Below are 13,534 nucleotides of genomic sequence, written 5' to 3'. Positions count from 1 at the left end.
CCGATTACAACCCGCCGTCCTACAATCGGTGGCTGTATGGCAACAACACCATCGACCACCGACCAGATCGCCGAGCGCGTGGAGCGGCTCCTGGTGCGCCACGCCGAACTGCAGCGCACCAATGCCCTGCTGTCCGAGCAAGTGGCCGCACTCACCCAGGAGCGCGACTCCCTCAAGTCCCGACTTTCCGCCGCGCGCTCGCGCGTGGACGCCCTGCTAGAGCGCCTGCCCCAGGCCCCTCCCGCGAAAGACGCCGCATGAAGCAAATCGAGGTGCAGATCCTGCAGCAAAGCTACCTGCTCAGTTGCCCCGAGGGGCACGAGAGCCGATTGCTCGATGCCGTGGAGCGCGTGGACACTGCCATGACGCGCATCCGCGATGCCGGCAAGGTGCGTGCGCGCGAGCGCATAGCCGTGCTGGCCGCGCTGAACCTCGCTTTCGAGATCGCCGACCGCGAGGCCGCCGACATGGCCGCTGCAGCGGACCAGCCCCACCCCGTGCCCATGGCCACGCCCGTGGCGGTGGGCGACGACATTCCCCCGCCACCGCCACGCCGCGGTGGCCCCGGCGTGCAGGAGTCGCTGCTGCCACCCGACGCCGACGAACTGCAGCGCCTGCAAGGCCTGGTGCAGCGCCTGGACCAGGCCCTGGGCGAGGACGGGCGGCTGCTGTAAAAGCCAGTCCGGGCCGTGGGCTATCAATGGCCTACAAATCAGAGATTTCTTTACATCGCCGACGACTTTCAGGGGCTTTCGGAGCCCCTACAATGAAGGTGTCTGCGGTGCCGCCGGGTTTTATATTTCCTTGAACCAATGCTCTCTGAGCACGGGCTTGGTACATCGCCAGGGGAGCGTGATCGTCTCGCGTCAGATGAACCCAACGCCTGGCTGCCCTCGCCCACCTGAACCCCCGGTTCAGGATGACAGGCCCGGTAGCAAATACCGCAGACACCTCTACCCAAAGGCTGCCGGAGTGACCCGGCAGCCTTTTTCTTTGGGCCTCCGGTATGCTGCAAGCACCACCCGAGCCTTTGTCATGCGCGCCTGCATCCGCCTTTGCCTTGCCCTGTGCTGCGCCCTGCCAGCGCTGTGGGCGCCGCCAGCCGGCGCGCAAACAGGCAAAGCCGGGCCACGCCAGCACGCCACCCTGTACGACGCCGCCGTGTTCAACGACCGCGCCGCCGTCGAGGCCTTTCTGGCGCGCGACCCGGCCAGCGTGAACCGGGGCGACCAATGGGGTTTCACACCGCTGCACGGCGTGGCTGGCGAAGAGCACACGGCCATGGCCCGCCTTCTGATCGCGCGCGGCGCCCACGTGAATGCCGCCAACGGCGAAGGCACCACGCCGCTGCATCTGGCGGCATCGCCCGGGATGGCCAAGCTGCTGGTCGATGCAGGGGCGAACATCCAAGCCCGCGACCACGGCGGCAACTCCCCGCTGCACGCCGCGACCGAGCACCCCGAGATGCAGGACGTGATGGCCCAGTTGCTCAGGATGAAGGCCGACGCCAATGCACGCAACCAGGCGGGCAAGACCCCGCTGGACATCGCCACCGCACGCGATGAGCCCGGCAAGGCGGCCCTGCTCAAGCGCTACGGCGCGCGCCGCGGAAACACGCCCTAGACTCCGCTCGAAGCCGCCCTGGGGCTGCACTGCGCAAGGCGCGCGCACCAAGCGCCGCACGACCCCGCGCACTACAATGCCTGCGCCCTCTGCAGCGCGTCGCGGCCCATACCAAACCCCATCCCCTCCCCATGCTCGACCCCCTCCTGATTGTTGAACTCGGTGTTCTTGGCCTGTGCACGGGCTTTCTCGCGGGGCTGCTGGGCATTGGCGGCGGCATGCTGATGGTGCCGTTTCTCACCTACATCCTGGGCGCGCGCCAGGTGGCGCCGGAACTGGCCGTGAAGATGGCCATCGCCACCTCGATGGCGACCATCGTCTTCACCTCCGTCTCCAGCGTGCGTGCGCACCACCAGCGTGGCGCCGTGCGCTGGGACATCGTGCAGCGCCTGGCGCCGGGCATCGTGATCGGCGGCTTTGCGGCCAGCCTGGGCGTGTTCGCGCTGCTCAAGGGCTCGGCGCTGGCGATCTTCTTCGCGCTGTTCGTGAGCTTCTCTGCCTCGCAGATGCTGCTGGACAGAAAGCCCGCACCCTCGCGGCAGATGCCGGGCACGGCAGGGCAACTCGCCGCCGGCGGCGTGATCGGCTTTCTCTCGGGCCTGGTGGGCGCGGGCGGCGGCTTTGTCAGCGTGCCCTTCATGACCTGGTGCAACGTGACCATCCACAACGCGGTGGCCACCAGCGCGGCGCTGGGCTTTCCGATCGCACTGGCCAACGTGGTGGGCTACGCGGTCAGCGGCCAGTCGGTGCAGAACCTGCCGCCGGCCTCGCTGGGCTACATCTGGCTGCCGGGCCTGGCCGTGATCGCCGTGTGCAGCGTGCTCACCGCGCCGCTGGGTGCCAAGGCCGCGCACAAGCTGCCGGTCAAACAGCTCAAGCGCGTGTTCGCCAGCCTTCTCTTCTGTCTGGCGGCCTACATGCTTTACAAGGGCATCACGAGCATCTGATGCCGCAAGCCGGAGGAATTGGCTCAGTCTTGCGGCCCGGGGGCAGGCCTGGCGACCACCGGCTGCGGTGCCGGTACTCCGGGTGGTGAAGCCACCGGCCGGCCCAGCAGGCGGCGGAAGTCCTCGGCCGGCAGGCCGGGCGCGCACAGAAAGCCCTGGTAATGATCGCACTGCATCTGCGCCAGCACGGCGCGCTGCACTTCGGTCTCCACCCCTTCGGCCACCACCTCGATGCGCATGGCGCGGCCCATGCTGATGATGGCGCTGACGATGGCGCGGTCGCCATCATCGTCGGGCAGGCCGCGCACGAAGGACTGGTCCACCTTGAGCTTGTGGATGGGCAGCTTCTTGAGGTAGGCCAGGCTCGAATAGCCGGTGCCGAAGTCGTCGATGGCCAGGCTTACGCCCAGGCGCGCCAGCTCGTGCAGGCGCTGCTCCATCTCGGCAGCATCCTGCAGCAGGATGGTCTCGGTCAGCTCCAGTTCCAGCAAGGTGGGCGGCAACTGGTGCACGGCCAGCAGGCGCGTGAGCCGGTCCACGAAGTCGGGCTGGCGGAATTCGAGCGCCGAGACATTGACCGACACCACGATGGGATGGCCGCCGTGGATCCAGGCCGCGGCCTCGCGCACCGCCTGCTCCATCACCCAGGCGCCCAGCGTGACGATGTAGCCCGATTCTTCGGCCAGCGGGATGAACATGCCGGGAGAGACCGGGCCGAACTCCGGGTCGGTCCAGCGGATCAGGGCCTCGGCACCGGTGATGGCGCCGGTCTCCATGCTCACCTGGGGCTGGTAGTGCACGGCCATGCGCTGCTCGCCCAGGGCCTGGCGCATGGCGTGCTCCAGCTTCATGCGCGAAAGCAGGTTGGCGTTCATCTGCGGCTGGTAGAAGCCGTAGCTGCCCCGGCCGCGCTCCTTGACCTGGTACATGGCCGTGTCGGCCTGCTTGATGAGTTCGTCCAGCGTGGCGCCGTCCTGCGGGTACAGCGCCATGCCGATGCTGCACTGGATCGAAAAGCCCATGCTGTCGAGCGTGAACGGGCGCAGCATCTCGTCGAGGATGCGCCGCGCCACGCTCTCGGCCACCACGGCGTCGCCGCCGTGCAGGTAGATCACGAACTCGTCGCCACCCAGGCGGCACAGCATATCGGTCTGGCGCAGGCAGGTCTGCAGGCGCCCGGCCACCAGCTGCAGCACGCGGTCGCCAAAGGGGTGGCCCAGCGAGTCGTTGATGATCTTGAAGCGGTCCAGGTCCAGGAACAGGATGGCAAAACCCGTGTCGGTCTGGCGCGCGCCCTGGATCGCCGTGTCCACGCGCTGCGACAGCAGCAGGCGGTTGGGCAGGCCGGTCAGCACGTCGCTGTAGGCCAGCTCCTCGATGCGCTTTTGTGCGGCATGCTGCAGCGTGAGGTCGCGCATGAAGCCGATGCTCTGCACCAGCCGGTCCTCGTCATCGCGCAGCGCCACCCAGGACAGCTGCACGGCGCAATAGGCATCGTTCTCGCGCGGCAGCCACAGCTCACCCTCCCAAAAGCCGTCGCGTGCCCAGCCAGCCTCCACCTGGGCCATGAAGTCCGCGTCGGGCCCGCCGCCGAACAGCGAGGCCGCAGCCGCGCCCTCGAAGGAGCGCGCGGTCTTGCCCACCAGGCGCTCGCAGCCGGGATTCATGCGCATCAGGCGGTGCTGGCTGTCGGCGATGAAGATCGCGTCCATGCTCGACTCGAACACCCGCGCCGCCAGGCGCAGGCTGGCCTGCACCTCGTGCTGGCGCGTGATGTCGCGGAAGGAATACACCCGCCCCACGGCACGCCCCTGGCTGAACTGGGGCACCGAGCGGCGTTCGATGCTCATGCCGTTGCGCAGCGTGATGATGTCGATGCTCTCCTGCATGGGCTCGGCGCCGATGGCCGCCAGCCGCTCCATGTAGAGCGGCACATCGGCCACCTGGTCGGCCATGTGGGCAAACAGGGCCTCGTCGTCGCGCCGCACCAGCAGCGGGGCCGGCACGTTCCACAGCTGGGCCAGGCGCTGGTTGAAGGCGCGCACGCGCCCGTCCAGGCTGCAGACCAGCATGCCGTCGGCAGCGGAGTCGAGCGTGGCGCGCAGTTCGGCCAGCAGGGTTTCGAGCTCGCGCTCGGTGGCCTGCTGGTGGCTGCGGTCCACCATGGTGACGAGAAAGGCAGTGCCGCCTTCGAGCCGAGGCACGCGCGTCACGCGCCGCTCCACCGCCACCAGGATGCCGGTGGCATGCAGCACGCTGGTGTGGGAGTGGATGCCATCGGCCACCACCGCCGCGGGCTGGCTCCAGAACACCATGTCCTGCGGCGTCGCGGCCAGCTGGGTCACCGGCATGCCATGCATGTCGGCGATGGACAGGCCCGTCAGTTGCTCGGCCGCCTGGTTCGCGGCCAGGATGTGCAGCGTCTTTTCATCGACGAGCCACACCGCCTCCAGCAAACCGTCGATCCATGCCTGCGGCAGCGGCCGGATCACGCTCCACCCTCTTCGGGGACAGGGGCCACGGCGCGTTCGAAGAAGTAGCAGATGCGCTTGCGCGGCGACAGGTAGTCGAGCGCCTCGCGCGGCAGCTGGGCGGGCTTGAGGCTGCGGCGTATGCCGAGCTCGGGCACCGTCTCCAGATCAAGGATGGGCGCCTCGTCCTTGGGCACGCGCGGGTCGTGCACGATGACCTTGGGGCGCAGGGGGCGCGATGAGTTGACCGAGGCCACGATGGCATAGCGGTCGTTGACCAGCTGCACGATGGAGCCCGGCGGGTACACCCCCATCATGCGGATGAAGGCCCCCAACACCACCGCGTCGAAACGCGCCTTGTGCTGGGCGAAGATGACCGACAGCGCCTCGTGCGGGGTCAGCCCGCCCATGCCGCTGCCGGGGCTGCACAGGCGGTCGTAGTGGTTGACCAAGGCCAGCACCTGGCCGGCGCGCGAAAGGTCGTGCGCCGTGAGCCGCATGGGAAAGCCGCTGCCATCCACCATTTCATGGTGCTGGGCAATGGCCAGCAGCACCGGTTTGCCCAGGCCCATGCGGCCCGCCAACGCCACGGATTCGCGCACATGGCCTTCGTAGCGGGCGCGGTCGGGGGCTGGCATGTGGGGCTGGGCATTCTTGTGCACGTCGGCCAGGCGCAGCTTGCCCACGTCGTGCACCAATGCCGCCACGCCCAGGTCCTGCAGCTCCTCGGCCTTCATGCCCAAGGCCTTGCCCAGCAGCAGGCAGACCACCAGCACGTTCACCGGGTGCAGGGCGCCAGGCTCGCCGACGCCTTCGGAGAGCAGGCGGATCACCGAATCGCCGTTGTTGAGCAGGTCGTTCACGCAGCCGGCGACCAGCACCTCGCCCTCGGTGCGGGCACGCTCGGGGTGGTCCACGACCACCTTTTCCAGCGCCACATAACGGCGCGTGGCCTCGCCAAAGCGCTGGTTGCACTGGGCCAGGGCACGGTTCTGCGCCTCCAGCAACTGGCGCCGGCGGGCGGCGGCTTCATCCACCGCGGCGTCCGTTGGCGTGGCCAGCGGCGCCGGGGCCGTCGCCTCCCGCACGGCGCCTGGAGCGTCGGCGGGCTGCGCCTCGCCGGGGTTGCCCACCAGCGGCAGGGGCAGCTCGCGCAGGTCGGGGTCGCTTTTCTTGGGAACGTAGCGCACCTCGGTCAGCCCCAGTTCGCGCAAGGTGGCAATCTGTTCGGCCGACGCCACCCGGAAGCTGCTCACCGGAAACGGATGGTGCATCCAGCCCAGGTCGAGCTGGATGTACATGCCGATGCGCAGCTGGCGGATATCGATGAGGACGGAGGAATTCACACTAAGGGCATACGTGAGGAAGCATGGCGGCATCTCTGCCACCATTGGTTACACCCATTATCTCCAGTTCTGGACGCATGTCTTGTCCCCCTGTGTCATAGGACATACCCATGGTCACAGGGCTCCGCGAGGCATCGGCCTTTTTACCCTCTGGTAAAAACCCTGCCCCTGGAAGCGGGCCGGAGCGAGGTGCCACGCAAACCCGGTGGCCACGCGCATGCGTAGAAATACGTAGGAGCCACAAAACAACAATTTTTCCGCCCGGACGCGGGCGCGGGCGCGTCCCGCAGCTGTTTCACCGGCACCACAGCGACGGCTTGACGACCAGGTCCATCCACAGCGCCCAGCCGGCCGCTGCGCACAGCAGCCCCCCGGCCACGCGCGTGCCCCAGTCGGCCCGCGCCTGGTTGATGCGGCTGCGCAGCCGCGCCCACAACCAGGGCCCTCCCACCAGCCACAGGCCGCTGCCCAGGGCAAACAAGGCCATGGTGGCAGCCCCCTGCACCGGCCCGCCGCTGAGCGCGGCCACCAGCAGCGCCGAATACAGCAGTCCGCAGGGCATGAGCGCCCAGAGCAATCCGGCAGCCCCCACGCCACCCGCCCCCGCCGTGAGCGGCCGCACGCGCTGCCACACGCCACGCCCCAGATGCTCCACCCAGGCCGGCTGGCGCGCCTGCGCCAGCAGCAGCACACCCCAGGCCATCACAGCCAGGTGCAGAAAGGTCCACACCGGCTGCAGGGCCGCCGTGCGCTGGGTGAGCCAGGCCAGGCTGCCCATGGCCAGGGCCGCCACCACGCCCAGGCCCGCATAGCCCAGCACCCGCCCGCCATGGAAGGCCACGAGCCGCCCCAGGGCCGGCGAGGTACCTGGCTGGGCAAGCCCTGCCCCACCCGTCCCGGCCCAGCGCACGGGCTGCTCGCCCGATCCACCCTGCCCCACCAGCGCCCCGCAAGGTGCAGCGCACATGGCCAGGCAGTGCGGGCCACCGGCCAGGCCCATGAGCAGCGCGGTCCAGCCCAGCGTGGCGAGCATGGTCAGATGATCCGGGAGAACCGGGCGCGGTTGCGGTCCGCCTGCAAATAGCGGTCGAACACCATGGCGATGCCGCGCACGAAGAACCAGCCCATGGGGGTGACGGTGATGCCCTCCTCGGTCACGCTCACCAGGCCCTGCTCCTGCAGACCGGCCAGTTGGGTGAGCTCGGCCGAAAAGGTGCGGCGAAAGTCGATCAGCCAACCCGCCTCGATGGACTCGAAGAACAGCTCGCCCTGGCACATCAGCGCCATGATGACGGCGCGGCGCACCAGATCGTCGCGGTTCAGCGCCAGGCCGCGCACCACGGGCAGGCGGCCCTGGTCCAGCAGGTCGTAGTACTCGTCCAGGGTCTTGGCGTTCTGGCTGTAGGTGGCGCCCACCCGGCCGATGGCCGAGACCCCCAAGGCGATCAGGTCGCAATCAGGCTGCGTGCTGTAGCCCTGGAAGTTGCGGTGCAGCCGCCCCTGGCGCTTGGCCACCGCCAGTGCATCGGTGGGCAGCGCGAAATGGTCCATGCCCACATACACATAGCCCGCATCCATGAACTGCTGCAGCGAGCGCGACAGCATGGCCACCTTGGAGGGCGCCGCCGGCAGCTCGGCCTGCACGATGCGCCGCTGCGGCTTGAAGCGCTCGGGCAGGTGGGCATAGGCATACAGGGCAATGCGGTCGGGCCGCAGCGCCTTGACCTGCTCCAGCGTGCGATCAAAGGACTCGGGCGTCTGGCGCGGCAGTCCATAGATCAGGTCCACATTGACCGACTCGAAGCCCAGGCTGCGCGCCGCTTCGACCAGCGCGAACACCTGCGCGGCCGGCTGCATGCGGTGCACAGCCCTCTGCACGTCGGCGTCGAAATCCTGCACGCCAAAGCTCAGGCGGTTGAAGCCCAGCTCGGCCAGCACGGCCAGGCGCTCGGCCGTCACGGTGCGCGGGTCCACCTCGATGGAGTACTCGCCACCCGGTGCAAAGGCAAAGCTGCGCTTGAGCACGGCCATCAGCTCGCGCAGCTTGTCATCCGACAGAAAGGTGGGCGTGCCCCCGCCCAGGTGCAGCTGGCTCACCACCTGGCCGGTGCCGCAGTGGGCCGTGTGCAGTTCCACCTCGCGCGCCAGGTAGCGCAGGTACACATCGCCCCGGTCGTGGTGCTTGGTGATGATCTTGTTGCAGGCGCAGTAGTAGCACAGCGACTCGCAGAACGGAATGTGCACGTACAGCGACAGCGGCAGCGCCTTGCCCGGCGTGCCGGCCTTGCGCTGGTCCAGGGCCAGCACATAGTCGTTCTCACCAAAAGCCTCCACGAAGCGGTCGGCCGTGGGGTAGGAGGTATAACGGGGGCCCGGCACGTCGAAACGGGTCAGGAGTTCGGGCGTCACAGCGGTCATTTCGGGGGAATTCCTTATTGAGAACCTGCTGACGCCTTATTTCGGGTCGCGTTGGGGTGCAATCGGGATGAGTGCGGGTGCAAGGTGCGCCGCATGGGCCCATGCCCATGCAAGCGACTTGCGCCCACAATCGCCCGATTTCACCCCAACCCCTCGGGCAAGTGCCTTGTCAGGCGGTCTGCGTCGTTGCAGCGCTTGCCAATAGCTGAACTATTGGCTGCGCACTGCGCCTAGCAACCCATCCTGACAAGGTACTTGCGCGACCCGAAATAAGGCGTCAGCAGGTTCTTATGAACTTTGCCGCAGCTCCCGTCCCCCGTCCTTGACCTGGATCAAGTGTTGAAAGGCCCACAGGGCCCACAATTTGATGCATGTCAGCCACCACCACGCTCCACCCTGCGGATGCGATCCGTTCGCTCCCCCAACCTGTTGCTGCTGCGCCCATGAACCCGCTCACCATCAAAGTCGCCTGCTCCAACTGCAACCTGCGCGAACTGTGCATGCCCGTGGGCCTGAACGACGCGCAGCTGGAACGCATCGATGAGATCGTGGCCACGCGGCGCAAGGTCAAGCGCGGAGGCACGCTGTTCCGCAATGGCGAGACCTTCACCTCGCTGTACGCCATCCGCACCGGCTTCTTCAAGACCTGTGTGGCGACCGAGGACGGGCGCGACCAGGTGACGGGCTTCCAGATGGCGGGGGAGATCATCGGCCTGGACGGCATCGTGAACGACCACCACACCTGCGACGCCGTGGCGCTCGAAGATGCCGAGGTCTGCGTGATGCCGTTTGACCGCATCGAGGAACTCTCGCGCGAGGTCACCGCCCTGCAGCACCATGTGCACAAGATCATGAGCCGCGAGATCGTGCGCGAGCACGGCGTGATGCTGCTGCTGGGCAGCATGCGCGCCGAAGAGCGCCTGGCCGCCTTCCTGCTGAACCTGGTGCAGCGCCTGCATGCGCGCGGGTTCTCGCAGTCGGAGCTGGTGCTGCGCATGACGCGCGAGGAAATCGGCAGCTACCTGGGCCTCAAGCTCGAAACCGTGAGCCGCACCTTCTCCAAGTTCGTCGAGGAAGGCATCGTCGAGGTCAAGCAGCGCCATGTGCGCATCCTGGATACGGACGCGCTCAAGCGCATCGTGAACTCGCAGACGTGTAGCTGAGCCGTCAGGCGTTCAAGCCTGGACCTGCAGGCGGGCCAGCACCTCGGTCTTGCCGCTGCGGTCGGCCCGCAGGATCAGCGCCTCGCCCGAGCTGGTGTTGCTGCTGGCCAGATCGGACAGCACGAACATGTGCGTGAACCAGGCCTCGAAGCTACCGCCCCGTGCCGAGGCGGCCACCAGCGCCTGGCGCAGCTCGCGCAGGTGGCTGGTACCGGTGGTCTCCGGCGCGCCGCGCGGCGAGCCCAGCGCGGGCCACACCTGGGGCGCGGCGAATGCCAGCGTGGCACTGTCGATGCAGCGGCACCACGGGCTCGAAAGCACCTTGGCCGGCTGCAGCTGGCGCTCCTTGAACCACGCCCCCGTGCGCCGCGCCTGCTCGCGCCCCTCTTCGCTGAGGTTGCGCTGCGTGCTGCAGTCGCCTAGGCGAAACCCCGGTGGATCGAAGGTGCCGGGCGCCAGCGCATGGCGGAATGCGGCCACCACCCCGCCCTTGCGCAGCAGGGCCTCGGCCTCGGTGTCCTGGGCGGCCCAGGCATGCAGCGTGGTCCACGCCAGCCCTGCGCCCAGCAGGGCGCGCCGGCCAACCACCGCCTCAGGCTGCGGGCTGGAAGGCATAGCCATTGCCCGATACAGCCATGCGCCCGAATGCCGGGAACGGGAAGTGGAAGCCCCCCAGCATGGCATTGCTGGCGGTAATGCGCTGGAACACCTCGCGCCGCACCTTGCGCGCGGCCTCGGCGTCCATGTCGAAGGTCACGGCCCAGTCAGGGTTGCGTGCGAACAGGGCCGGCACATTGGTCAGGTCGGCCACGTAAAAGAAGTTCTGGCCGGCGGACTTGAGCTCGAACAGGGTGTGGCCCGGCGTGTGCCCGTAGGCCGCCACGGACTGGATGCCTGGCGCCACTTCGGTGCCCGCGCCGAACTGCACCAGCGTGTCGGCCGGCATGGTTGCAAAAGTGCGGCGCACGTTCTCGAAGGCGCCCTTCATGCCTGCAGGGGCGGCCGCCATGCGGGCATCGTCCATCCAGAAGGCATGCTCGGCAGCCGGCACCAGCACCTTGGCCTTGGGGAAGGTCAGCGCGCCCGCCTTGTTGCGAATGCCGTTGATGTGGTCGCCGTGGTAGTGGCTGATGAGCACGGTGTCGATGTCATCGGCCTTCAGGCCTGCAGCGGCCAGGCTTTCCAGCAGCTTGCCGGTGGTAGGCCCGCCGAACTCGCCCAGGCCCGTGTCGATCAGGATCTTGCGCCCGCCTGCGACCACCAGGAAGGGGGTGTAGGGCACGTCGATGTAGTCCGTGGGCAGGCCCTGCGAGGTGAGCAGCGCGCGCACTTCGGCCAGCGGCGCGTTCTTCACGAACTCCTCGCCCAGCGGGCGGCGCGTGATGCCATCGACCAGCGCCACCACCTCCACATCGCCCACCTTCATGCGCCGAAAGCCGGGGTTGGGCAGGGTGGGCGTACCGAAGTTGGGCGCGTTCTGCGCCCACACGGGCACGAACGAACCCGCAGCGTACAAGGCAGGGGCGGCAAGCCCAGCACCCAGGAAATGGCGACGTGACAGCATGAAACTCTCCGGTATTGAGTTGAACTGATGGGTTTTCAACTGTAACGGGGAGTGGCACGATGGCACCAGGCCCGCTGCAAACCAGTAGGGGCCATGGGGTCTTGCCAGGGTGGGGTTCAGTCCAGGGTGATGCGCTGGGCCTTGATCAGCTTGTGCCACCGGTCCGTCTCGGTGCGGATCAGGTCCGCATACTGGGCCGGCGTGCTGGCCACGGGCTCGATGCCGAAATCGATCAGCTTTTGCTTGACCGCAGGCTGGTTGATGGCGGCAGCCACCTGCTTTTGCAGCGAAGCCACCACATCCGCCGGCGTGCCTGCGGGCGCGACGATGCCCACCTGGGCAGACGCCTCGACGTTCTTGAAGCCCAGCTCGGCGAAGGTCGGCACGTCGGGCAGTTGCGGCAGCCGCTTGGCGCTGGCCACGGCCAGGGGGCGCACCTTGCCGGCCTTGATGAAGGCGCCGCCGGCGGCCAGGTCGACCATCATGGCGGGGATCTGGCCGCCGGCCAGGTCCGTGAGCGCCGGCGCAGCGCCGCGGTAAGGGATGTGGGTCATGAACAGGCCGGCATCGACCTTCAATAGCTCCATCGCCAGGTGGTGCGGGCTGCCCGCGCCGGCCGAGCCGAAGCTCATGGCGCCGGGCTTGGCCTTGGCCTTGGCGACGAAGTCCTTGGCGTCCTTGAAGTCGGCACCCGGGTTGACCACTAGGATCATCGGGAACCTGCCCATCAGCGTCACCGGTACCAGGTCTTTGCTGGGGTTGTAGGTGAGCTTGCTGTACAGCGCGGGGTTGAACACCATGGTGCCGTTGTCGGCCGACAGGATGGTGTAGCCATCGGGCGTGGAGCGGCCCGTCTCGACGGCGGCAATCGCCGTGTTGCCACCGGGCTTGTTGTCGATCAGCACCGGCTGGCCAACCTGCGTCGACAGCTGCTGCCCCACCGTGCGCGCAAGAAAATCGGAGCCGCCGCCCGCCGGGTACGGCACCAGCCAGCGGATGGCCTTGGCCGGGTAGGCAGTTTGCGCGCTGGCCGGGGCAGCCCATGCCAGCAGCGCCGGCAAGGCCAGCATTCCGGCAATCAAGCGTCGATTCTTCAACATTTCCATACCTCGCAGGTTAATATCTGCGTGATGTTACTCCGCTATGCGTAATGCCACGGGGCAGCGTTTACCCTAGGTTTCCAAGCATGAACACACCTTCCTCCACCGTCCGGGTGGCCGACCGCCGCCAGCGCGTCCAGTCGGCAGAAATGGGCCTGAGCGTCCTGAAGGCGCTGACCCGCCTGGGCGGCGCCGCCAGCCTGACCGCGACCGCCGCCGAGGTCGACGAGAGCCCCGCCAAGGTGCACCGCTACCTGGCCAGCCTGTGCCAGCAGGGCTTTGTCGAGCAGTCGCCCACCAACCAGCACTACTACCTGGCCCAGGAGTCCATCGCCATTGGCCTGGCCGCCCTGCGCCAGTGCGACCCGATCCGCCTGGGCGAGGCCTCCCTGCAGCGGCTGCGCCAGGCGCTGGAAGTCACCGCCTTCCTGGCGGTGATGGGCAACAAAGGCGCCACCGTGCTGCGCATGGAAGAGCCCACCCTACCCGTCACGGTGAACATCCGCGCGGGCTCGGTGCTCTCCACGCTGTGGTCGGCCACGGGCCGGGTGTTTCTGGGCTTTTCCAACGACCGGCTGGTGATCGACATGGCCGAGCAGGAGCTGTCCGAGGCGTCTGCCGAGCGCCGTGCACAGCTCGACGGCACGCGGCCGGTGGAGCAACTGCGCCAGCAGGTGCGCGCGCGGGGCTGGGCCATGGCCAATGACTCGCTGCTCAAGGGCATCAGCGCACTCGCCGCGCCGGTCTTCGACGCCACCGGCAACGTCTGTGCCTGCCTGACCACGCTGGGGGCCACGGGCGGTTTCGACCTGCGGCCCGATGGCGCCATCTGCCCCGCCTTGCTGCAGGAGGCGCGGCTGATCAGCCGCGCCATGGGCTACCAAGGGAGCTAGGGTAAACCC

At 68.1% G+C, this 13,534-nt stretch carries 13 protein-coding genes; 6 read left to right on the top strand and 7 right to left on the bottom strand.

Annotated elements, in window-relative coordinates:
- Positions 1-36: 36 nt before the first annotated feature.
- The 4 genes from AC07X5_RS28270 to AC07X5_RS28255 all read left to right on the top strand — a co-directional run bounded on the left by AC07X5_RS28270 (position 37) and on the right by AC07X5_RS28255 (position 2,570).
- Positions 37-261, top strand: coding sequence for a hypothetical protein (locus tag AC07X5_RS28270; protein WP_007858570.1), 225 nt, complete (start codon positions 37-39; stop codon positions 259-261).
- Positions 258-674, top strand: a complete 417-nt coding sequence (locus tag AC07X5_RS28265; RefSeq protein WP_494772828.1) for a cell division protein ZapA — start codon at positions 258-260, stop codon at positions 672-674. The genes AC07X5_RS28270 and AC07X5_RS28265 overlap by 4 nt, the downstream gene beginning before the upstream one ends.
- A gap of 361 nt (positions 675-1,035) precedes the next feature.
- Positions 1,036-1,623 (top strand): ankyrin repeat domain-containing protein, encoded by a 588-nt coding sequence (locus AC07X5_RS28260; protein ID WP_409956143.1) that lies wholly within the window; start codon positions 1,036-1,038, stop codon positions 1,621-1,623.
- Between the two features lie 131 nt (positions 1,624-1,754).
- Positions 1,755-2,570 (top strand): sulfite exporter TauE/SafE family protein, encoded by an 816-nt coding sequence (locus AC07X5_RS28255; RefSeq protein WP_494772827.1) that lies wholly within the window; start codon positions 1,755-1,757, stop codon positions 2,568-2,570.
- Between the two features lie 23 nt (positions 2,571-2,593).
- On the opposite strand, the gene AC07X5_RS28250 is transcribed toward AC07X5_RS28255, so the two are convergent.
- The 4 genes from AC07X5_RS28250 to hemN form a co-directional block, all read right to left on the bottom strand.
- On the bottom strand, positions 2,594-5,062 hold the full coding sequence (locus AC07X5_RS28250) for a putative bifunctional diguanylate cyclase/phosphodiesterase (protein ID WP_494772826.1): 2,469 nt from the start codon (positions 5,060-5,062) through the stop codon (positions 2,594-2,596).
- Positions 5,059-6,387, bottom strand: a complete 1,329-nt coding sequence (locus tag AC07X5_RS28245; RefSeq protein WP_409956146.1) for a cyclic di-GMP phosphodiesterase — start codon at positions 6,385-6,387, stop codon at positions 5,059-5,061. Before AC07X5_RS28245 ends, AC07X5_RS28250 begins: the two co-directional genes overlap by 4 nt.
- A gap of 295 nt (positions 6,388-6,682) precedes the next feature.
- Positions 6,683-7,420, bottom strand: coding sequence for a sulfite exporter TauE/SafE family protein (locus tag AC07X5_RS28240; protein ID WP_494772825.1), 738 nt, complete (start codon positions 7,418-7,420; stop codon positions 6,683-6,685).
- Between the two features lie 2 nt (positions 7,421-7,422).
- Positions 7,423-8,805: an oxygen-independent coproporphyrinogen III oxidase gene (hemN, locus tag AC07X5_RS28235; RefSeq protein ID WP_494772824.1), complete on the bottom strand. Its 1,383-nt coding sequence runs from the start codon at positions 8,803-8,805 to the stop codon at positions 7,423-7,425.
- 443 nt (positions 8,806-9,248) lie between these two features.
- On the opposite strand from hemN, the gene fnr reads away from it, so the two are divergent.
- The gene (gene fnr / locus AC07X5_RS28230; RefSeq protein ID WP_184864259.1) at positions 9,249-9,968 is read left to right on the top strand and encodes a fumarate/nitrate reduction transcriptional regulator Fnr; all 720 of its coding nucleotides are present in this window, start codon (positions 9,249-9,251) and stop codon (positions 9,966-9,968) included.
- A 12-nt stretch (positions 9,969-9,980) separates the two neighbouring features.
- Here fnr and AC07X5_RS28225 read toward each other — a convergent pair whose 3' ends face one another.
- The 3 genes from AC07X5_RS28225 to AC07X5_RS28215 all read right to left on the bottom strand — a co-directional run bounded on the left by AC07X5_RS28225 (position 9,981) and on the right by AC07X5_RS28215 (position 12,632).
- Positions 9,981-10,583 (bottom strand): histidine phosphatase family protein, encoded by a 603-nt coding sequence (locus AC07X5_RS28225; protein WP_494772823.1) that lies wholly within the window; start codon positions 10,581-10,583, stop codon positions 9,981-9,983.
- Positions 10,561-11,532, bottom strand: a complete 972-nt coding sequence (locus AC07X5_RS28220; protein ID WP_494772822.1) for an MBL fold metallo-hydrolase — start codon at positions 11,530-11,532, stop codon at positions 10,561-10,563. Before AC07X5_RS28220 ends, AC07X5_RS28225 begins: the two co-directional genes overlap by 23 nt.
- A gap of 116 nt (positions 11,533-11,648) precedes the next feature.
- Positions 11,649-12,632: a Bug family tripartite tricarboxylate transporter substrate binding protein gene (locus tag AC07X5_RS28215; protein ID WP_494772821.1), complete on the bottom strand. Its 984-nt coding sequence runs from the start codon at positions 12,630-12,632 to the stop codon at positions 11,649-11,651.
- Between the two features lie 86 nt (positions 12,633-12,718).
- Between AC07X5_RS28215 and AC07X5_RS28210 the strand changes: the two genes are divergently transcribed.
- Entirely contained in the window at positions 12,719-13,525 is an 807-nt protein-coding gene (locus tag AC07X5_RS28210) for an IclR family transcriptional regulator (RefSeq protein ID WP_494772820.1), read from the top strand.
- Positions 13,526-13,534 lie beyond the last annotated feature (9 nt).

The sequence above is a fragment of the Acidovorax sp. GW458-11-26-14-TSB4 genome (assembly GCF_059423865.1).
The sequence above is the reverse complement of the archived record's forward strand: the minus strand, read 5'-3'. Positions and strand labels throughout refer to the sequence as shown.